The sequence below is a fragment of the Enterococcus sp. AZ063 genome (assembly GCF_051715045.1).
GTDB lineage: Bacteria > Bacillota > Bacilli > Lactobacillales > Enterococcaceae > Enterococcus_D > Enterococcus_D casseliflavus.
Genome location: NZ_JBIOTA010000001.1, coordinates 577,123 through 597,016 on the forward strand (window position 1 = coordinate 577,123; position 19,894 = coordinate 597,016).

19 protein-coding genes are annotated in these 19,894 nt (G+C 40.5%); 11 read left to right on the plus strand and 8 right to left on the minus strand.

Features of this window, described 5'->3' with window-relative positions:
• Window positions 1-443: 443 nt before the first annotated feature.
• Window positions 444-1,868 (minus strand): glycoside hydrolase family 1 protein, encoded by a 1,425-nt coding sequence (locus IGK61_RS02645; RefSeq protein WP_074536600.1) that lies wholly within the window; start codon window positions 1,866-1,868, stop codon window positions 444-446.
• Window positions 1,869-2,036: 168 nt separating this feature from the next.
• Between IGK61_RS02645 and IGK61_RS02650 the strand changes: the two genes are divergently transcribed.
• Both IGK61_RS02650 and IGK61_RS02655 read left to right on the plus strand, forming a co-directional pair.
• Window positions 2,037-2,750, plus strand: a complete 714-nt coding sequence (locus tag IGK61_RS02650) for a GntR family transcriptional regulator (RefSeq protein WP_005227520.1) — start codon at window positions 2,037-2,039, stop codon at window positions 2,748-2,750.
• Window positions 2,751-2,894: 144 nt separating this feature from the next.
• Window positions 2,895-4,223, plus strand: coding sequence for a PTS sugar transporter subunit IIC (locus IGK61_RS02655; protein WP_074536599.1), 1,329 nt, complete (start codon window positions 2,895-2,897; stop codon window positions 4,221-4,223).
• Window positions 4,224-4,413: 190 nt separating this feature from the next.
• Here the strand turns inward: IGK61_RS02655 and IGK61_RS02660 are convergent, their stop codons facing one another.
• Complete coding sequence (locus tag IGK61_RS02660) at window positions 4,414-5,166, minus strand: MurR/RpiR family transcriptional regulator (protein ID WP_074536598.1); 753 nt, start codon at window positions 5,164-5,166, stop codon at window positions 4,414-4,416.
• A gap of 145 nt (window positions 5,167-5,311) precedes the next feature.
• Between IGK61_RS02660 and IGK61_RS02665 the strand changes: the two genes are divergently transcribed.
• The 8 genes from IGK61_RS02665 (at window position 5,312) to IGK61_RS02700 (ending at window position 14,550) form a co-directional block, all read left to right on the plus strand.
• A complete protein-coding gene (locus tag IGK61_RS02665) occupies window positions 5,312-6,637 on the plus strand; it encodes a 6-phospho-beta-glucosidase (protein WP_074536597.1) in 1,326 nt (441 codons plus the stop codon).
• 2 nt (window positions 6,638-6,639) lie between these two features.
• On the plus strand, window positions 6,640-7,365 hold the full coding sequence (locus tag IGK61_RS02670; protein WP_074536596.1) for a glucosamine-6-phosphate deaminase: 726 nt from the start codon (window positions 6,640-6,642) through the stop codon (window positions 7,363-7,365).
• A gap of 14 nt (window positions 7,366-7,379) precedes the next feature.
• Window positions 7,380-8,642 carry a PTS sugar transporter subunit IIC gene (locus IGK61_RS02675; protein WP_074536595.1) on the plus strand — a complete coding sequence of 421 codons (1,263 nt, stop codon included), beginning with the start codon at window positions 7,380-7,382 and terminating at the stop codon, window positions 8,640-8,642.
• A gap of 363 nt (window positions 8,643-9,005) precedes the next feature.
• The gene (locus IGK61_RS02680) at window positions 9,006-11,045 is read left to right on the plus strand and encodes a BglG family transcription antiterminator (protein ID WP_074536593.1); all 2,040 of its coding nucleotides are present in this window, start codon (window positions 9,006-9,008) and stop codon (window positions 11,043-11,045) included.
• Complete coding sequence (locus IGK61_RS02685) at window positions 11,042-11,323, plus strand: PTS sugar transporter subunit IIB (RefSeq protein WP_005227537.1); 282 nt, start codon at window positions 11,042-11,044, stop codon at window positions 11,321-11,323. The genes IGK61_RS02680 and IGK61_RS02685 overlap by 4 nt, the downstream gene beginning before the upstream one ends.
• Window positions 11,324-11,339: 16 nt before the next feature.
• Window positions 11,340-12,704 (plus strand): PTS ascorbate transporter subunit IIC, encoded by a 1,365-nt coding sequence (locus IGK61_RS02690; RefSeq protein ID WP_005232062.1) that lies wholly within the window; start codon window positions 11,340-11,342, stop codon window positions 12,702-12,704.
• A 22-nt stretch (window positions 12,705-12,726) separates the two neighbouring features.
• Window positions 12,727-13,584, plus strand: a complete 858-nt coding sequence (locus IGK61_RS02695) for a transketolase (protein ID WP_074536592.1) — start codon at window positions 12,727-12,729, stop codon at window positions 13,582-13,584.
• Window positions 13,585-13,587: 3 nt separating this feature from the next.
• A complete protein-coding gene (locus tag IGK61_RS02700) occupies window positions 13,588-14,550 on the plus strand; it encodes a transketolase family protein (RefSeq protein ID WP_074536591.1) in 963 nt (320 codons plus the stop codon).
• Window positions 14,551-14,664: 114 nt separating this feature from the next.
• Here the strand turns inward: IGK61_RS02700 and IGK61_RS02705 are convergent, their stop codons facing one another.
• From IGK61_RS02705 to IGK61_RS02730, 6 genes are all read right to left on the minus strand, one after another.
• A complete protein-coding gene (locus IGK61_RS02705; RefSeq protein WP_167827332.1) occupies window positions 14,665-16,131 on the minus strand; it encodes a PH domain-containing protein in 1,467 nt (488 codons plus the stop codon).
• A complete protein-coding gene (locus tag IGK61_RS02710) occupies window positions 16,121-16,612 on the minus strand; it encodes a PH domain-containing protein (RefSeq protein WP_074536589.1) in 492 nt (163 codons plus the stop codon). Before IGK61_RS02710 ends, IGK61_RS02705 begins: the two co-directional genes overlap by 11 nt.
• 314 nt (window positions 16,613-16,926) lie before the next feature.
• A complete protein-coding gene (locus IGK61_RS02715) occupies window positions 16,927-17,280 on the minus strand; it encodes a DUF3784 domain-containing protein (protein WP_074536588.1) in 354 nt (117 codons plus the stop codon).
• A gap of 61 nt (window positions 17,281-17,341) precedes the next feature.
• Complete coding sequence (locus tag IGK61_RS02720) at window positions 17,342-17,803, minus strand: GNAT family N-acetyltransferase (RefSeq protein ID WP_060792756.1); 462 nt, start codon at window positions 17,801-17,803, stop codon at window positions 17,342-17,344.
• A 99-nt stretch (window positions 17,804-17,902) separates the two neighbouring features.
• A complete protein-coding gene (locus IGK61_RS02725) occupies window positions 17,903-18,421 on the minus strand; it encodes a helicase (RefSeq protein ID WP_074536587.1) in 519 nt (172 codons plus the stop codon).
• A gap of 40 nt (window positions 18,422-18,461) precedes the next feature.
• Window positions 18,462-19,370: a helix-turn-helix transcriptional regulator gene (locus IGK61_RS02730; RefSeq protein ID WP_074536586.1), complete on the minus strand. Its 909-nt coding sequence runs from the start codon at window positions 19,368-19,370 to the stop codon at window positions 18,462-18,464.
• 93 nt (window positions 19,371-19,463) lie between these two features.
• Here IGK61_RS02730 and IGK61_RS02735 point away from each other — a divergent pair, with 93 nt between their 5' ends.
• Window positions 19,464-19,892: an effector binding domain-containing protein gene (locus IGK61_RS02735; protein WP_074536585.1), complete on the plus strand. Its 429-nt coding sequence runs from the start codon at window positions 19,464-19,466 to the stop codon at window positions 19,890-19,892.
• The last annotated feature ends 2 nt before the right edge of the window (window positions 19,893-19,894 follow it).

The following is a 19,894-nucleotide window of genomic DNA, read 5'->3' on the forward strand; positions in this document are numbered from 1 at the left end:
GTTGTGGCAACAACTCCTCTTTACATAGTTAGTATAGCAAGAAGAGAGTGATTTTTCAACTTTTAACAAGGATATTCTCAAACAAAATCGATAAGCGACATAGGCAAAACCTTATTCTCAATTGAAATAAGGTGTTCGATGTAGTCATATTGGAAAAGTGTTCGAACAACTAAAAACGAATGCAATGTTTAAAGAAAAGGGAAGCATTATTATCGAAACTAGCGGCTAATAAGTTCCAGATAAATTCTGGTACATTTATTGCCATGCTGCTCTTTCGTATCCTAGCCACAGTGAAATATGACAAAAAAATAACCGTCGACTTTAGCAGGGAAACGGTTATTTTTTTACTAATAAAACCCTGTCGCCTTCTTAGAAGGTGCGAAAGAGGAGTTGTGGCAACAGGTTTCTTCTATACAGATCACTATCAATCATATTCGTGAATGCTAATCTACCAGTCGCTCGAGATCGTAGGAAAAACCGTTTTGCTTACTTAGTTCCTTGTAAAACAAGCCGCTTTTCTTTATTGTACGTTTCTGTGTGGCTAAATCTAAAGAAACTAAGCCGTAGCGGTTTTTATATGCATTGATCCATGACCAACAATCAATGAATGTCCATAGATGGTATCCTTTTATATTACAGCCATCTTGAATTGCTTTCCATAAATAGGCGAGATGGTCTTGGATAAATTCAATGCGATAGTCATCAATCACCTGTCCATTTTCATCCATGAACCGTTCTTCATTAGCAACACCCATACCGTTTTCTGAGATAAAGGATTCAATATTTCCGTAGTTATTTTTGATGTCCATACATAAATCATAAATTCCTTTTTCATAGATTTCCCATCCACGATATTCATTCATTCGACGGCCAGGCATAATATGCGGTTCAAAGAACCATTCTGGTAAGAATGGACTTTCTAGATTAACGGCAGAAGTTCTTGCTTTGACACGGCGTGGTTCATAGTAGTTTAGACCAAGTATCTGTGCGGTATTCTCTTCAATAATTTTTAGGTCTGTGTCATTGAAATCAACGGGTAATTGGTCGTATTCCTCCAGCAACGAGACTAGTTTTTCTGGAAATACTCCTTTGACCATGGGATCTAAGAAACTACGAGTATAAAAAAGATCCGCAATTTCTGCTGCTTTTTTATCTGCTGAATTTTGGCTTCTTGGGAAAGTCGGACTCAAATTGAGAATTACTCCGATTTTGCTAGATAGCTGGTATTTTTTAAAAGTTTGAATGGCTTTTGCATGAGCTAATATGGTAAAGAACGCTGCTTGAGCACCACGCTTAAAATCAATGAGATTTGGATAGTGAAAATCTTCTAAATAAGAGCCCAAGATTGGCCCCAAAGGTTCGTTAAAGGTGAACCAATGATAAACTAAGTCGCCAAACGCTAGAAAACAGGTATCAGCAAAATTTACATAAGCATCAACAACTTCACGTGATTCCCATCCCCCTTTATCTTGTAATTTTGCGGGCATATCAAAATGATAGAGATTCGCAAAAACTTTGATATTATTATTTTTCATTTCGGTAAAAAGATCTCGATAATAGGCTATCGCTTTCTCGTTTGGTTTACCAACCCCATCATTTGGAAACATTCGTGCCCATGAGATAGACACACGAAATGAATTGTGCCCCGTTTGTTTCATCAATTGAATATCTTCGTGGTAACGATGGATATGGTCTGTCGTAATACTAGGTCCAATTCGTTTATAAAAACGATGAGGTTCTTCGTGAAACCACCGATCCCATACGGTCTCTGCTTTTCCTGTTTCTCCACGCCCTTCAGATTGTTCTGCTGACCAAGCGGAGCCCCACCAAAAGTCATCTGGAAATGTTAACTGAGTTTGTCTTGACATTATCGTTTCCTCCTGTTCGTTTTTAATAGTGTAACATTGCTTTTAGTATAAATAAATACTTTTTATTAAAAATATATATCTTTTCGTGATGGGTATGTTTTTAGCTGTAAAAAGACAATTTTTTATGTTAAAGTATAAGTAATAGAGATGAGTATGAGGGAGTAAGTTATGAAGAAACAGCCAAAATATATGGAGGTTTATACGGAGGTAAAGAAAAAAATTGCCAATGGAACCTATCAAATCGGCGAAAAATTACCTACAGGCGATGAACTTGCGCATGAGTATCAAACAAGTAAGCTCACTGTGAAGAAAGGTATTGATATGCTAGTATCAGAGGGAGTTTTACGAACACGTAGTGGATTCGGAACGGAAGTTCTACGCAGACCAATTGATAATTCGAAAGTGTTTGGACCAAATGAAGGTCTTTTTGATTTAGTAGGGGAAGAACATGTGACTTCTGAAATCCATACGTTCTCAATTGAGTTGCCATCGAATGAAGTGGCAGAAATTTTAGAAATAAATCAAAAAGAGTATGTCTATAATATTATTAGAAGTCGTTTTATTGATGAACAACCGTATTCTATTGAGCAAACGTTTATGCCACTTTCTGTTATACCGGGGTTAGAACCAAAGCATTTGAAACGTTCTGTATATGGCTACATTACAAATGAGCTTGGTCTAGAGATTAAATCTTCCCATATTTGGATCAAAGGTGATGTGGCAAATGACTTCGATGCGGAAATTCTTTCTGTAAAACCAGGCGAGTTTATGATAGAGGTAGACAAAGTGGTGTCATTGTCATCTGGTGTACCGTTTGAATATTCTCTTTCGAGACATTTATACAAAGATTTTATTTTTGAAGCAGTTTTTGTTGAGAAGTGAAGACCAACGAATTTCGTTGGTCTTTTTTTGACTTTTGAAAAAGATATATAATTTTAAATAAAGATATTTACTTTTTTAAAAAGCTGGTGTATGATCATCCCATAAGCAATCGCTTACAACTAAAAAAGGAGACTGATCGGGATTATGAGTAAAAAAGATGCTATTTTTGAAAAGTTCGGAGTAATAGCCACAAGGCTAGGGAACCAGATTCATCTTCGAACACTAAGGGATGCTTTCGCCACTTTTATGCCTTTTATGATGTTGGCGGGATTTGTTACATTGATCAACTATGTTATTTTAGAGCCAACAGGATTTATGGGAAATATCATTGATCCAGCAACATTAACGACGATTCAAGAAATCGGGACTTCCATCAGTAATGGAACGCTAAGTATAACGACGCTATTAGTTGTTGCGGCAGTTTCTTATCATATGTGTGTTAGCAGAAATTATACAAATCATATTGCTGCTGTTCTAGTCGCTATTTCAACGTTTATTGTTCTCACCCCTATGATGACGATGTTTACACCAGAAGGAAGTCAAGAAGCGCTGGAGGTAGGTGGGGTTATTCCTGTCACTCATACTGGTGCGTCAGGAATGTTCGTTGGAATTTTTGTGGGCTTAGCTGCTACGGAACTCTTTATTAAGTTATCAAATAACAAAAAGTTACAAATTCAGTTGTCAGGAAATATCCCACCAGCTGTGTTGAAGTCATTTAACGTCCTTATTCCAATCATGATTACCGTGACTACCTTCGCAATTGGTTCATTTGCTGTCAATCAATTATTCAATATGGATGTTAATTCGTTGATTACTACTCTAATCACTGGACCTTTAAGTAGGGTAACGACAGGTTTACCAGGGTTCCTCTTAATTACCTCAATTGCAAATCTATTTTTCGGGTTTGGAATTCATCAAGCAGTGATATCAGGTTCACTTCTCGATCCGTTCTTAATTCAAAATATGCAAGAGAATATGGCTGCTTATGCGAATAGGGAAGATATTCCACATATCATAAACATGGCATTTAAAGATACGTTTGCTGTTATGGGAGGATCAGGAAATACTATTGCTTTGCTAATTGCTATTTTTATCTTTAGTCGTCGTAAAGACTACAAAGACTTTGCAAAATTATCCGTAACTCCTGCACTATTTAATATCAGTGAACCGATCATTTTTGGTTTACCAATTGTTTTCAATATTAGTTTGATTATTCCATTTGTATTGGCGCCGATTTTTTCCCTAACAGTTGCATATTTTGCAACAGCTGTTGGTTTAATCAATCATGTTGTCGTGCAGATACCTTGGACCACTCCTCCTGTCATATCTGGATTTTTAGCAACTGGTGGCGATTGGCGAGCATCAGTCTTGCAAATTGCGATCATTGCTGTGAGTGTTTTTATCTATTTACCATTTTTACGTATCGATGAAAAAGTTACCTCAACAATAGGGAATGAAGAGGCAAATGATTGAGAAGAGGAAACTTCACAAGATTTTTTGAAGTCTTCTCAAACCAAAGGTAAGAGAAACAAATAAATTGAACAAATCTATATATCAAAAAGAGACCACATAGATACATGTGAGTCTCTTTTTTTTGTGGATATATCGATCGGTGAACTTGTGAATAGAGGGAAAGAATTACCTGAAGAATTTTTTTATAAATCTATTGAGTTTCCATTCTATTTCTCACGGTTTTCGCTAACTTTTCAATAATGTACATTGCCGGTATCTGTGTTGTAATATCAGCTTCATTAATTTTTTCTAGTGAAATATTATAGGTTATTGCAATATCAGCTAATTTAGAAAGTGTTGAATTAGAGCTGCTGGTAATTCCTATTACTGAGCTTTCTGATAGATTCAAATGATTTAAATATTGAATGATTTCTGTGGTCTCGCCCGAAACGGATAAAGCGACGATACACATTTTTTTTGCTAACTCAGTGGATAGGTAATTAATAGGGTAATTACTAGGATCTTCAATGCGAATCGCCATGTTAAATAGTGACGAGAAATAAAGAGAACCATATTCAGCAACAACATTTGAGGAGCCTACGCCAATAAAAATAATCAGCTCTTTTTCCATCAATAAGTGAACTGCCTCATCAAATTTATCTTCAAAGAATTTATCTTGTGTCCGTACTAAAAAATTCAAGAGTTCACTCTCAAAATCAAGTGTTTTTACCTCTTTTTCTTCTTTAAGAGATTCGAGATACGCACTGAGGTAAATTTTAAATTCAGAAAAACCGGTACAGCGAAATTTTTTACAAAAGCGTAGTACGCTGGCAGTACTCGTATGACTTTTCTCAGCTAATTCACGAATACTCATGGAAGCAACTGCATTTACGTCTGAAATTATTGCTTTATATACTTCAATATCCGTTTCATTTAAGTCTGGTTGATAGTCAAGAAACAACATAGTAATCCCCTCCTGTTACAAATTGTAACAGGAGTGTAACCGGTGTCAATCGTTTGTTTTTGTAACCGTTTACTTAAAGGCGGTATTTATGGAGATAAAAATAATCTATACTGACCATGTAGTTAAGTTAAAGGAGTGTTTCAGGATGGATAAAGGAATAAAAATTGCAACAATTGGCGGTGGATCAAGTTATACACCAGAATTGATAGAAGGATTTATTAAACGATATGCTGAATTACCGATTTCAGAATTATGGCTTGTGGATATTGAACAAGGAAGAGAGAAATTAGAAATTGTTGGGGAACTTGCTAAACGTATGGTAAAAAAAGCGGAACTTCCAATGAAAATTTATATGACTCTTGATCGTGAAGCGGCATTAAAGGATGCGGACTTCGTTACGACCCAATTTCGTGTAGGTCTTTTGGAAGCGCGAGCGAAAGACGAGAGAATCCCTTTAACATATGACACGATTGGACAAGAAACGAATGGTCCAGGAGGGCTTTTTAAAGGATTACGCACGATTCCCGTTATCTTAGAAATAGTGAAAGACATGGAGCGTCTTTGCCCAGAAGCATGGCTGATCAACTTTACTAATCCAGCTGGCATGGTGACAGAAGCTGTCTTACGCCATAGCAATATGCGTAGAGTAGTAGGTTTGTGTAATGGACCAATTGGAATAGAACGTGGCATTGCAGAAACATTAAAAGTACCCAAAGAAGAATTATATGTTGAATTTACTGGACTAAATCATATGGTTTTTGCGAAAAAGATTTATCATAAAGGGATTGATGTGACCCAAAAAGTACTTACATTGATGACGCAAGATGCTGGTGATGCAGTTGGTCTGAAAAACATTGCTGATTTAGAATGGGAACCAGATTTTTTCCGAACACTTGGCATGATTCCCATCGGCTATTTAAGGTATTACTATCAAACAGCCACTATGTTGTCTGAGCAAAAACAATCAGCAGAAAAAGAAGGAACTCGTGCAGAAGTTGTGCAGAAAATCGAACATGAATTGTTTGAACTTTATAAAGATGAACATCTAGCAATCAAACCACCTCAATTATCAGAACGTGGGGGCGCTTATTATAGTGAAGCAGCATGTAATTTAATTAATTCCATCTATAATGACAAACGTGATATTCAAACGGTCAATACAAGAAATAATGGAGCCATCAGTGATATCGATTGTGATTCAGCGGTTGAAGTAAATTGTTTGATTACAAAACAAGGACCGATCCCTTTGACTACAGGTGAATTACCTATTCCTATCAAAGGGCTAGTTCAACAAATTAAGTCTTTTGAACGTATAGCGGCCCAAGCAGCTGTTACGGGAGACTATAACACTGCTTTATTAGCGATGACGATCAATCCCTTAGTTCCAAGTGATAGGACAGCAAAGCAACTACTTGATGAAATGCTTTTGGCACACAAAGAATATCTGCCGAATTTTTTTAAAGGAGAATGACAATGAATATAAAATACTATGTTGAGGCAAATTACCAGGAAGTCAGTAAGATCTGTGCAAAACTCATTTTAGATGTCTTGAAAGAAAAGCCAGATGGGTTATATTGCTTTGCAGGTGGTGATACACCCGTAGGAACGCTTAACATCATTGCAGAAGCAGCAATCAATAAAGAAATAGATTTATCCCAGGCAAAGTTTATTGAACTAGATGAATGGGTTGGAATCGATCCGAAAAATGAAGGCAGTTGTCTATCCTATTTGAAAAGAAACTTATTCAATCGGGTTCCTATTGACCTAAAGCAACTTCACACATTTGATCCTTTAGCCGATGATTTAAATGAGGAATGCAAAAAAGCTGATAAATTTATCGAGGAGAATGGAGGATTAACACTGAGTTTGCTTGGGGTTGGAGTAAATGGTCACTTAGGTTTTAATGAGCCTGGTTCGTCCTTCGAAGATAAAGCTCATATAGTGAACTTAGACGAATCAACCCAAAGTGTTGGGAAAAAATATTTTTCAGACGAGAAAGTTGATCGTACGAAAGGAATTACGTTAGGGATAGGACAATTATTACAATCTGGAACAATGATCGTACAAGCTAGTGGAGCAAAAAAGAAGTCTGCGATACAACAATTTCTAAGCGGTACGATTACAAAAGAGTGTCCAGTTACTTCTCTATGGTTGCACAAAGATCCTGTGTTGGTGGTTGATAAGGAAGTCGTGAACTAAAAGGAGGAAAAACGATGCAGGTCATTGAGAACAAGGTATTGCCTATATTGCTGAAAATAGGCAATAGTAAACACTTAGTTGCTATAAGAAATGGGATTTCCATGACGATTCCTTTTACTATTGTTGGAAGTATCTTCCTAATCATTGGTAACTTTCCAATACAGTCATGGATGGATTTTGTGTCAAATTGGGGGCCGCAGTTGAATGCACCAGTCAATGTTACGTTCGGAATCCTTGGACTGATATCTGCAATTGGCATAGGCTATCATTTAGGAAAAGAGTTTGGTGTTGATGCTATTTCTAATTCGATGCTCACAACTATCGGCTTTCTTCTAGCAACATTAAACGATGACTGGACGATAAATTTGGCTAATTTTGGTGCTAGTGGTATGTTTACCGCGATCATTGTTGGGGTATTTGTCACTCATGCTTTTAAATGGTTTGTCACTCATAATATTGTAATAAAAATGCCAGAAGGTGTACCGCCCACTGTAGCAACTTCTTTTGCAACGTTAATCCCAGGAGCATTTATTCTGACCGTTATATGGATCGTCAGAACTTTATTAGGGGTTGATATCAATGAAATCATTACTATTGTTTTCCAACCTTTAATGCAAGGGATGGGAACACTCCCAGGCATGCTGCTATACACACTTCTCGTTTGTTTGCTATGGATATGTGGAATCCACGGAGACAATATTTTGTCTGGAATTGCGACCCCTGTTTTCCTAAGTTATCTTGCTGATAATACGGCAGCTTTTCAAAGTGGTGTAGAAGTTCCTCATGTTTTTGCCGATGGATTTTGGATTGTCTTTATGTGTTTAGGCGGAACTGGCGCAACACTAGGTCTAGTGTTAAATATGCTCCATTCCAGAAGTAAGATGTATAAGTCGATTGGACGATTATCATTGCCGTCAGCTATTTTTTGTATCAATGAACCGGTTATTTTTGGTTTGCCTATTGTGATGAATCCTGTAATGCTTATTCCCTTTATAGCAACGCCTATGGTCCTATGTATCGGTACGTATATCCTAATGAATATTGGTATAGTAGGACCGATTGTTATTCAAGTTCCATGGACTATTCCTCCTATTATTGGTCCTTATTTAGCTACTAATGGTAGTATTGGAGCAGCTGTTTGGTCTGTTGTATCAATTGCTATCTCATATTTTATTTATATGCCATTTTTCAAAATATTGGAAAAGCAGCAAGTAAAAAACGAAGCCGCAAAGACACAGGAAACGGAAACAACGATTCCTGTTAGTATAAGTGAGTAGATAGAAAAAGCTTATTTTCCATCATTCATTAAGATAAGTCTTTTAGGTATCAGAAAATAACTTTAAAAAAGTATATTGGAAAAATGACGATTGCTTTTAATGATTCTGATAGTTTCAATAATAAAACAACAAATAGCATCAGTATCTAAGCGAATCAGTAAATGATTCGCTTTTTTTAATGTTGTATTTTTTATCCATTTGTTTCTATCAACAAAACCTTCTCGGATACTATATTGGATGTTATGGTAATCCTTGAAATCACCTCTTCGGTCCATCGTTAAAAAAAAACGAAGTTTCAGTTGTACCGAGAAATGATGGCGATTTCATTTTGTGCAAGCTATAGTTTAGGTGGGGGTAGCAAATATGATTCATTTCAAATTGACGTATCTTTTTTCAGAACCAAATGTTGAGGCGTTTCTTGATTTGACGAAGTGGAGGGATGAGGAATTTTTGGCTGAGATTGCCAAAATCAATCAAATCACTGAACAGCGGTTGAATCAACGAATCATGATTCATGAGGGAGAAGTTTTGATTCCTTCACTGATTCAACGAAAGTGGCCGGAAATTCTTTTCGATATCCAGAAGAATACGTTGTTTTTTTCGGAAGAAGAGCGGCGGTCCATGATTTATCTTCTGACTTTTTCAGCAGTGAAAGACTTATCCGTCTATCAGTTTCAAGAGCTGTTCTATGTCAGTAAAAATACGATTTTGAAAGATTTAAAGGGGATCAGAGAGGAACTTGCAGCTTTAAAGATTCAACTATTGTACTCTCGAAAATATGGCTTTTATCTAGAGGGAGAGGAATATCAGATTCGCGCTCTTGCTTTTCGAAAAGTCAGTGCGTTATCCAATACGAAAAATGGGAATTTGCTTTTATTTGAGGGAATCTATGAGCAGGATAAAACGATCTATGTTCAAATCAGAGATCGTTTGTCCGCAACACTGACTGATTTCAATCTGGTGATCGTTCCGAGTCGCTTCGAAGAAATGCTTTATTTTCTTAATTATCTATCCTTTCGGATGGCAGAAACGGCTGTTTCTTTAGCGGAGACAGAAATACCGCTGCTCCAGTCGCTGCATGTCCATCAAGTCAGTCAGCAGTTTTTAGCAGAATTTCCTGACATCAAAGATCGGAAAACAGAAGAACTTTATGTAACGATCCTGTTGAAAACGATTCTGCAAGGAGATATCGAAGATACTTCATTAGAGTTTTTATTGGAATGTGCCAGTAAGATCATTCATGAAATGGAACGGCTGGCAGCTATCGAGTTTGTGGACTATCGCACCCTTTTGATGAACACATTCTATCATCTTGTCCCAGCGTATTTTCGAATCCGCTACGGTTTTCCACTGGAGAATGTACTGATTGAAGAAATCAAGCTGCAATACAATGAGTTGTTTGAACTGACGAGACGAGCACTGGGTTCCTTAGAAGACCTAGTCGGCACGATCCCTGATGAAGAAATCGGTTATTTTACGATTTTGTTTGGTGGAGAAATCAGTAAACAAAAGGCCAAACGTGATTACTTCCAACTGAATGCATTAGTCGTTTGTCCCAGTGGCATCAGTTCATCCTTGATTTTGGAATCAGAATTAAAGGAACTGTTTCCCCAGATCCATTTTTTGCCGGCTCGTTCGATCGAAGAGTATGAAAATGTTCGGTTTAATGAAGAGATTGATCTGATTTTTTCCAGTGCGCCGATCAAAACCAAACGACCCTGTTATGTGATCAATCCGATTATGACACCAATTGAGAAGGATGAACTGGTTAAAAACGTACAAGCGGCATTTTTCCCTTCAAAAACTGGCTTGCATTCCATTGACGATGTGTTAGAAGTGATTTTGCCCTATGTTGATTTAAAAGCAGGAATCAGTAAGCAAAAGCTGAGAAAAATTTTGCAAAGAAAAATCAATCGAGAATTGAATAGAAGGGAAGACCAACGTCCGATGTTATCAGATTTATTAACAGCAGAAACCATCCAATTTACCGAGGTGCCGCTGACTTGGCAAGAAGCCATTCGAGAAGCTGCTGCGCCATTAAAAAAGACCAATAAAATTGAGGAGCAGTATATTACCGCCATGATCAATAAAGTGGTGGATCACGGTCCTTTTATCCATATTGGAAAAGGCATCGCTTTGCCTCATGCACGTCCAGAAGATGGGGTCAATGCCATCGGGATGTCGTTATTAAAAGTCAAAGAACCAGTGCTTTTGAATGATGATCCGCAACACCCCATTCACGTGTTTATATGTTTGGCGGCGGTTGACAATGAACTCCATCTAAAAGCGTTAGCGAGTTTAACTAAAATTTTGTCGAATAATGAAAAACTAACTGCGTTACTTTCCGCAACCAATGCGGATCAAATAATTGAAGTGATTAGAGAAGGAGAAGATGAAAAATGAAATTTGCAGCAGTGTGTGGGTCAGGATTAGGATCAAGTTTTATGGTGGAGATGAATATCAATTCTGTTTTAAATGAACTGGGTGTCTCAGGCGTGGAAGTGTCCCATTATGATTTAGGAAGTGCTGCACCCGATATGGCGGATGTTTTCTTCGTTGGCGGCGATTTAGCCGATAGTGCGCAGCATCTAGGTGAGATCGTAGTGTTAGACAGTATTATCGATCTCGATGAATTGAAGCAAAAGGTTCAAGCCGTTTGTCAGGAAAAAGGATTACTATAAAAAGGAGTAGACAGTCATGAACGAATTTTTAGATATTCTTGTTGATATCGCGAGTACCCCAGCGATCTTAGTTGCGCTGATCGCCGTTTTGGGGAATGTGCTGCAAAAAAAAGACATTGCCACGATCGTCAAAGGGGGGATCAAAACCTTTGTTGGGTTTCTCGTGGTCACTGCCGGGGCTGGGGTGATCGAAAGCTCTCTGGCGCCATTTGGGGAGATGTTCCAAGCAGCCTTTAACATGCAAGGGGTCGTACCAAATAACGAAGCGATCGTTGCGTTAGCGTTGACGACTTACGGCACCTATACCGCACTTATTATGTTAGCAGGAATGGCCTTCAATATTTTGATTGCCCGTATCACTCGCTTTAAATACATTTATTTGACTGGGCATGCCACGTTGTATATGGCTTGCATGATTGCGGTGATTTTGAGCGTTACTGGAATGAATACTTTTAATCTAGTTTTATTTGGGGGCTTAGCGTTAGGGATCTGTAACACGATTTTCCCAGCGATCGCACAGCCGTTTACCCGAGAAATTACTAAAAATGATTCCGTCGCATTGGGGCATACGGGGAACTTCGGCTACGCATTGAGCGGGTTGATTGGGAAATACGTCGGCAATAAGGAAAAATCTACCGAAGACATCAATTTTCCGAAAGGCTTGTCTTTCTTGCGGGATTCTACTGTTAGTATCACGATTACGATGGCGGTTGTATACGTGATCGTAGCAATTTTTGCTGGGAGTGAATTTATTACGGAAAATCTTAGCAATGGCACGAACTCGATCATTTATTCGTTGCAGCAAGCAGGTTCGTTTGCCGCTGGTGTCTTTGTGATTTTAGCTGGTGTCCGTTTGATTTTGGCAGAAATCGTACCAGCCTTTAAAGGGATTTCTGAAAAGCTTGTTCCTAATGCGATTCCTGCATTGGATTGTCCAATCGTCTTTCCTTATGCGCCAAATGCTGTTCTGATTGGTTTTCTAACCAGTTTTGTCGGTGGGATCGTTAGTTTGATCATCATGGTCTTCACAGGAACAACCGTTATTATTCCAGGGGTCGTACCCCATTTCTTCTGTGGCGCAACGGCAGGTGTTTACGGCAATGCAACGGGTGGTGTGCGAGGCGCCGTCATTGGGTCCTTTATTCATGGGATCATTATCAGCTTTATGCCGATCTTGTTGATGCCAGTCATGGGGGATCTTGGGTTCCAAGGATCAACTTTCTCTGATACCGACTATGGGGTTGCAGGGATCTTCCTAGGAAACCTAGCCAATATGGGCGGTCAAATCGCCATCTTCTCAGGGATAATTGCGGTAGTCGCGGTCTTGATCGGATTGACGATTTTCAAGAAAAACAGTCGGGCAAAATCTGTTTCTGAATAAATAGAGGATGGAGGGATAAATAGTGGCAATCAGTGAACAAAAATACCACGGGCTTGAAGAATTAGCGGCAAAGATTCGTTTAGATACCCTTTGCAGCATCAAGAAAATGGGACAAGGCCATCTGGGCGGCTCCTTTTCAATTGTTGAATTATTGGCCGTTTTGTACGGCAAACAGCTGCGAATCAATCCACAAGATCCACAGTGGGCGGATCGTGACCGACTCGTCTTGTCAAAAGGGCATGCTGGCGCCGCCTTGTATAGTGCATTAGCAAATACGGGCTATTTTGATCGGTCGTGGTTATGGACGATCAATGAGGGCGGCACGAGACTGCCTTCCCATCCGGATCGCTGGAAAACGCCAGGGGTTGATGCCACCACAGGTTCACTGGGACAGGGGACTTCCATGGCTGCTGGGATCGCGACAGGCCTGCGCTTGGCAGGCAAGGACAATTTTGTTTATTTGATCGTTGGAGATGGCGAACTAAATGAAGGACAGTGCTGGGAAGCCTTCCAATACATTGCCCACTTTAAACTGAATCACTGTATCGTCATTATTGATGACAACAAAAAACAGCTAGATGGGCCAACCAAAGACATTCTTGATCCCTTTGACATCCAGCAGAAGATGACTGCTTTTGGCTTTTATACAGAAAAAGTTCCAGGGGCAGACATGCAAGCCATTGATGAGGCAATCGAGCGCTGCAAAGCAATCGAAGACCAAGCGGTTTGCATTGTCTTGGACAGCGTGAAAGGACAAGGCGTTCCTTTCTTTGAAGAACTAGATGCCAATCATTCCGTGAAGTTTACCACGGATGAGATCAATCAAGCGGCAGAAGCGGCAATCAAAGAATTGACGATAAAAATCGAAGGAGGACGCTAAGGCATGTTTACATTAAGCAAAACCACTGCTGCTGGTAAAGAGCTGCGTACTTGTGTCGTTGACACATTGGTGGAACTCATGGATGAAAATAACCAGCTAGTTGCGTTAGATGCCGACCTTGGTTCTGCCAGCGGCTGGACCACGATTGCCAACAAACATCCCCAACGCTTTATCAACATGGGGATCGCGGAAGCCAATATGGTTGGTGTCGCGGCTGGCTTGAGTTTAACTGGTTATACACCTTTTATCCACACCTTTGGGCCATTTGCAACGCGTCGGGTATTCGATCAGCTGTTTATTTCTGGCGGCTATGGCGGCAATACGATCAATATTTACGGTTCTGATCCAGGGTTTGCAGTCGGGCAAAACGGCGGCACCCATACGACATGGGAAGATGTGGCTTTGATGCGAATGATTCCCCAATCGGTCGTCTGCGATGCAGCGGATGAAGTCCAAATGGCGTGGATCATAAAAACCTTTAGCCAATTATCAGGCATTCATTACGTACGAGGCAATCGGAAAGCGGTTCCGATGATTTATGAAAAAGGCTCGACCTTTGAACTAGGAAAAGGCAATATTTTAAGACCAGGCGATGAACTGTTGTTGATTGCTAGCGGACAATTGGTTTCTGAAACACTGCAAGTGGCAGAAGAATTAGCAGAAATAGGAATTAGCTGCGAAGTGATCGACATGTTTACCATCAAACCAATCGATAAAGAATTGATCCTCCGCGAAGTTCAGGGGAAACGGCAAGTCATCACCATCGAAAATCATTCTATTACCGGTGGACTAGGAAGTGCCGTCGCCGAAGTGCTTGCTGAAACAGGCAGTGCTGTCCCCTTAAAACGTATTGGTGTCAACGAACGATTCGGTCAAGTCGGCACACCCGATTTTTTGCAAAAAGAATATGGCTTAGATGCTGCTTCAATCAAGCAGCAAATAGTCGAGTGGAAGGTCAAGGGATAGAAAAAGGAAGCATCAGCGAATCAATGGTTGATGCTTCCTTTTCATTCCTTTCAGATCTTGTATAAAAAGCGTCAAACAGCGTGTCAGTCCTGCTGTTTGACGCTTTTTTATGAACTAAGACAAAAACCAGCGCCGTAAGTTTTCTGCTTCGGTTAATGGAAAATAGAACAGCTTACTTTCGGTGAGAGTATCTTCGGTTTTGATGGTTAGCTGTGACTTGCCAAGCCCTCTTTTGTGCTGCCAATGCGTGGTGGTGACAGTGAAATCTTGGATTTTATTTTTCTTCAGATAAGCGGTCACCTTCGTAAGACCGCGGATCGTTTGGCACAACAATACGTGGTTATCTAAAAATTGATAGCCTTGTATTTTGCCTCGCCAGATGCTTGATAACACGAAGGAGCCAAAGAACACGAAGAAAATCAGCGCTAACCACCAGAAAAAGAAGGCAGAGATTCCTACAGCAAGCAGTCCGATCAGCAGCTGCCAACGGCAGAAGTACCAAAAGTTGGGTCGTGGATTTTTCACTAGAGCGGTTTGTTGAAACGACCATTCGGGTAAAAAGCGGGTCAATGTTTCGGTCAGCTGCGCCTCTTTCAAAATGGGGAACAGATAGACCGTATCATCGCTTTCTGACGAACTGCCAGCAGCCAGCAGTAATTTGACGGAGCTTAGATGAAAGATTCTTCGATAAAGGTTTTGTTCGACACTCAGCCCTTGGATCCTAGCGAGGGGAATCGTTTGGTGTCGTTTAGAAAACAAGCCCTGCGTGATCAGCAGCTGTTGTTGGTTCGTTTCCACCGTAAAGCCATAATAACGGAAAAGATTCCTGGCGATCGCAAGGAAGAAAAACAAAATCAGCAGCCCGAGTAAAAGTGCAGCACCTAATAAAAGGCCAAGTTGCTGCAATTCCGATGCATAGGCAAAGAGATTGGGAATGTTGTCGATCACGTTGTAGCCGATGACTAGAACCAAGGTGAAAACAGAAAAATCAGTGAGAGAAAACAAGAAAATCTCCTTGAATTTCAAAGTGAATGTTTCTAGCGGCGGCTTGGCTGACTTCTCAGCTGAAAATGCAGCATAATCGTCGGTTGGTTCTTCTCTACTAGTTGTTTGGGCAGTCGGCTGTTGTGGTGTCGCAGCCGCCTTTTTTGACGCTTCGATGGAGGCAATGAGAGCCAGCGGCAATGCAGGGAAAAGAATTTCGGCTTCGCCACTCGAACTTGCGGCGCTTTCCAACTTCACTTCAGCTAGTTTAAACGGACGTAAATAAAAGTAATGATTCTCTTGAATCGTTTGGATGCGTTCAAATGGCAAAATCGTTTGTTTTTGGATAAAGAGTCCTTTGTTGACTAGTACACTCGTTTGATCGATTTGAAAGGTAAAGCGGGCGTAAGACAGTACCGCAAAAATCAGACAGACCAGTAAAAATAGCAGAATGCCGCCCAGAATCATCGGAAAAGAAGGGGCGTCGTTGAATAATTTGAATACAAGCAGAAATGCTAGTACCAGAAAATTTTTGCAATTTTTGAACCAATAAAGACCGATACACAGCAACGGCAGTCGTTGTTTTTCATAGATCATCTTTGACCACCTCGACTAAATTCATGATGGTTTCTCGCAAGCGTTCGGCTTGCGCCACTGGCAAGCCTTCAATGGTGTGGTTGGTGGCAGCCGTATGGATCTGTAAGGAGACTAAAGCGTATTTTCGCAAAAAGATCCCTTGGTCTGTTTCGATGTGCTGGATTCGACGGATCGGAATATACGTGGTGCTGCGGAATAGATAGCCACGTTGAATAGCGATATCCTTTTCTTGGATCTCGTAGCGATGGAATTTGTAACGGTAGCTCATCAGCACAAAAGAAAGCAGATGACTGATCAAAGTCAGTGCCAATAGGCTTGACCAAAGGGCGAACACCCAGAAATGAAGCCAGTTTTGCATGGATAAAAACCAAAAAGAAGCAGCGAAAAGTAAACTGAGAATGATCAGTGAAGTAATTGTCCGCAACCGCCAAACACGGATGATGGTCTGAGGCATTTGTTCATTTAATAAGGGATAATTCAAGGGAAACGTCCTTTCTATAAAAAAATGACTAATAAGTATAAATATAATGGTGCAGTGTAAGAAAAACAAGAGGCAAGGGAGAATTCAGTAAGGACAGCTGGCTCGATTGCAAAAAGATATGTGAGAAATCTTCTTATAAAACAAGGAAGAACTGTCGTCTAGTAACCTAAAAAAAAACCGTCTTAGATGACGGTCCTAGGGGGATCACATTCAGATGTTTTCGTTTAAAACAACCAATCATTGGTTAAAAAACTTGGATTACAGTGATCGCTTAGAAATACCTTATGAGTAAAACGAGAAATTCTCTCTTTATCTCAGTCTTTATTTATCGAATAGTACGAACGATTTTTTCGGACTTCATTGAAAATGAAGAGAACAAAAAGCAAGGTAAGGAGGGCACATACTATCCTAATTATTGACGAATCACCGATTTCTTCAAGCAGCAGGTAGAGCACAAGACCCAAAGACAAAACATAAACACCTGTCCAAAAGGCGCATTTGCTCATTGATTTTGAGATTGCCTGACTATCTGCTTGTGCTTTTTGATTTTCAGTCAAATCATTGTATCCAGCTATCAAGAAGCCCCATTTTTGTTTGCGAAACTGAACACCACACAAAAAGCATCCGAGAGCAAATACAACGACCAAAAGATAAATCAACCAATACAAGTTTTCTCACTCCTTTCTTATCGTTCAAGAATGATCGTTAGGTTTCGTGTTTCAACACCACTCATTCAGCGAAACGTCGAACCATCGTAATATCTGTTTCCAAATAGCCCATTTTTTTGTATAGCTGATACGCAGACTGATTATGGGCAAAAACGTGCAAGCCGATTTCAGTGATGCCTTGCTGGATCGCCCACTTTTCTAAAGCCTGTAACGCTTTGGTGCCATAGCCTTTTCCTCGCTGGTCTTCCTCGATGATAAAGTCATAGATGAAGGCTTTCTGGGCAGCTGTGTTGACCCAAATCACCCCGATCGGTTCACTAAAATCAGCTGCAAATAAAGAAAACAAGTGATTGTTTTCGGTGGCAGTCCCTTGAGGAAGTAAAGAAGCAAAGCTTTCTTTGGCTAGGGCGAGGGCCTCGTCTTTGGCCCATGTGCCTGCTTGGACTTTGTCATTGGCGTATTCGAAAACTGCATTGGTTAAGTAGGCAGCGTAGTCGCTGTCTTTCATTGGGATTAAGTTCATCTATTTCTCCTTTTGTCCTTTTCAGCTCTTCTTAACCTACAGAATGATTGTAGGCAATGAGAAACAAGGACATTTGATATGAAACGGTTTGTTTCCCCTTCAGTTGAGGCGCTCTGGCAGCGGCTCTCGTCGTTGAAACAAAAATAGGTCATCCGGTGCAAACTGGTGTCGTGCATCGCAAGTATAGCCTCGCAACCAGTCAACCCCATCGATGCGGCGAACGTAGAATCCTTTGGGGAAATCGTCGGTTTTTTCCAAAGGCACAGAAGCGATCGTGATTGCGGCAGCTGGCGCTTTTCCTTGGGATTTCAGTCCGGTACTATTTGCCAGTTGGCGATAGCTAAGACGAAAGTGTAAGGCCATTTCCAAGGTACAACAAGTCAATCCATAAGAAGGCGCAGCTGCAAAAATCTCCGTCAAAGAGCCACCTTGGGGGAGTCCCAGTTCTTTAAGGGGAACAATCACACAAGCAGCACGCTGTTTATCGGCACTGAGGGAGAGCTGGGGATGGCGCAAGAGCTGGTTGGCATACGCGTTTAAGTGAATCTGATTTTCTTCCAACTGCTGGCAAAGGCGGTTTAGCGAAACCCCGCCATACTGTACGATCACTTCCTTCAAATCAAACACTCCTTTCAATAGGGATCCTTTTTATGAAAAATCAGTTTACACCCTCGTTCTTGGACAAATCGGCATAAATCGCAGCAACTTCTTCTTGGTAACGATTCTTTAGTCGAGGGGGACTTAAAATGCGTAGGCTTTTTCCAAAAGAGAACAAATAGGGCACTACCCAGCTTTCCTCGGGCAAATCAACGGTAACGACAGCAGTGCCTTCCTCCGTCAAAGTAATATCCTGATGATCGAACTCATCATATACCCGATAAAGAACGTCGGCTTGAAAGAATAGACGCGCAGGATAGGTGTCAACAGTCAACTCAATGGCAGAATCAGGCGCAGTGACTGGGAAAAAATGCTGGTCAGTGACGTGGACCTGACTCATGCGGCTGATTTTAAATGTCCGAAAGGCATTCTTTTGCTGGTCGAAGGCTTGCAGATACCAAGCTTGCGAGCGAAAAAGCAGTTTATAAGGCTGACAGATGCGTTTTTGCAGTCCCTGTTTACTGATATAGTCAAAGGTGATCACGTGGTTTGTTAAAATACTCTTTTTTAATAAATCAAACGTGTCGTTGCCGTTTTCTCGCCGATGCCAAGTGGAAAAATCCACTTCTAGCCAATCAGCATCGGGCTGTTTAAACAAGGATTGCAGTTTTGCCAGCGATTGCCCACTGATCTGTGGCGTCAGCTGGCGAATCCCTTTCAACGCCAAAAGCAGGTTTTTCCGTTCTTCCTCTGATAATAACACTTTATCCAACACAAAACTGCTTAACAAATAAACGCCGCCATTTCGACCCGTTTCGGTATAGATGGGCACGCCAATACTGCTTAGGGTATTGATATCTCTGGTGATGGTGCGAGTCGAGACTTCAAATTGTTTGGCTAATTCAGAAGTGGTTGCTTTTTCATGATTCAACAGGTGGTAGATAAGGCCGAATAGGCGTGTCGTGCTCACTTGGTTTACTCCTTTTATAAAAAGATGATAAAACACTGACAGAAGGTGTCTAGGTTTCTATCGTATCATAAAGACAAAGAAGGAGGAACTCCAATGAAATTTTCGATAATGGCAACGGAAAGAACCAATAATTTTACTGATCCAGCGATTCAAGCAAAAATCACTGGCTTATGGGAGAAAAACAGCGAGGCGGTCAAGAAAGCCGCAGAAAAAGGAACGGTCATCGCTTGCGTTTACCACGAGTATGAGTCAAACTATCAAGGAGACTATGCCGTTTCGCTTTGTTTCGAAGAAACGGAGCAAGCAGACTTTGATACAGAAAAATATACTTGGAAAAAGTATCCGGTCGATCGGCGCAATGCGCAGGGCATTTTGACTACTTGGCGTCAAATCTGGTCAGAGGAAGAAAACCAGCAGCTGCAGCGCAAGTATTCCTTTGATTTTGAACAATATGCGCCAGACGGCGAAGTAACGATTTTTATCGCCATTGCTGAAAACAACAAAGAGCAGCCATTTTCCTGAAT

What these genes read in the sequence shown, in the direction of transcription:
- IGK61_RS02735 (WP_074536585.1), top strand. Translation starts at nt 19,464, where the DNA reads ATGAAATTTTCGATAATGGCAACGGAAAGAACCAATAATTTTACTGAT.
- IGK61_RS02700 (WP_074536591.1), top strand. Translation starts at nt 13,588, where the DNA reads ATGTTTACATTAAGCAAAACCACTGCTGCTGGTAAAGAGCTGCGTACT.
- IGK61_RS02645 (WP_074536600.1), bottom strand. Translation starts at nt 1,868, where the DNA reads ATGTCAAGACAAACTCAGTTAACATTTCCAGATGACTTTTGGTGGGGC.
- IGK61_RS02685 (WP_005227537.1), top strand. Translation starts at nt 11,042, where the DNA reads ATGAAATTTGCAGCAGTGTGTGGGTCAGGATTAGGATCAAGTTTTATG.
- IGK61_RS02650 (WP_005227520.1), top strand. Translation starts at nt 2,037, where the DNA reads ATGAAGAAACAGCCAAAATATATGGAGGTTTATACGGAGGTAAAGAAA.
- IGK61_RS02675 (WP_074536595.1), top strand. Translation starts at nt 7,380, where the DNA reads ATGCAGGTCATTGAGAACAAGGTATTGCCTATATTGCTGAAAATAGGC.
- IGK61_RS02655 (WP_074536599.1), top strand. Translation starts at nt 2,895, where the DNA reads ATGAGTAAAAAAGATGCTATTTTTGAAAAGTTCGGAGTAATAGCCACA.
- IGK61_RS02720 (WP_060792756.1), bottom strand. Translation starts at nt 17,803, where the DNA reads ATGAACTTAATCCCAATGAAAGACAGCGACTACGCTGCCTACTTAACC.
- IGK61_RS02705 (WP_167827332.1), bottom strand. Translation starts at nt 16,131, where the DNA reads ATGATCTATGAAAAACAACGACTGCCGTTGCTGTGTATCGGTCTTTAT.
- IGK61_RS02680 (WP_074536593.1), top strand. Translation starts at nt 9,006, where the DNA reads ATGATTCATTTCAAATTGACGTATCTTTTTTCAGAACCAAATGTTGAG.
- IGK61_RS02665 (WP_074536597.1), top strand. Translation starts at nt 5,312, where the DNA reads ATGGATAAAGGAATAAAAATTGCAACAATTGGCGGTGGATCAAGTTAT.
- IGK61_RS02670 (WP_074536596.1), top strand. Translation starts at nt 6,640, where the DNA reads ATGAATATAAAATACTATGTTGAGGCAAATTACCAGGAAGTCAGTAAG.
- IGK61_RS02690 (WP_005232062.1), top strand. Translation starts at nt 11,340, where the DNA reads ATGAACGAATTTTTAGATATTCTTGTTGATATCGCGAGTACCCCAGCG.
- IGK61_RS02660 (WP_074536598.1), bottom strand. Translation starts at nt 5,166, where the DNA reads ATGTTGTTTCTTGACTATCAACCAGACTTAAATGAAACGGATATTGAA.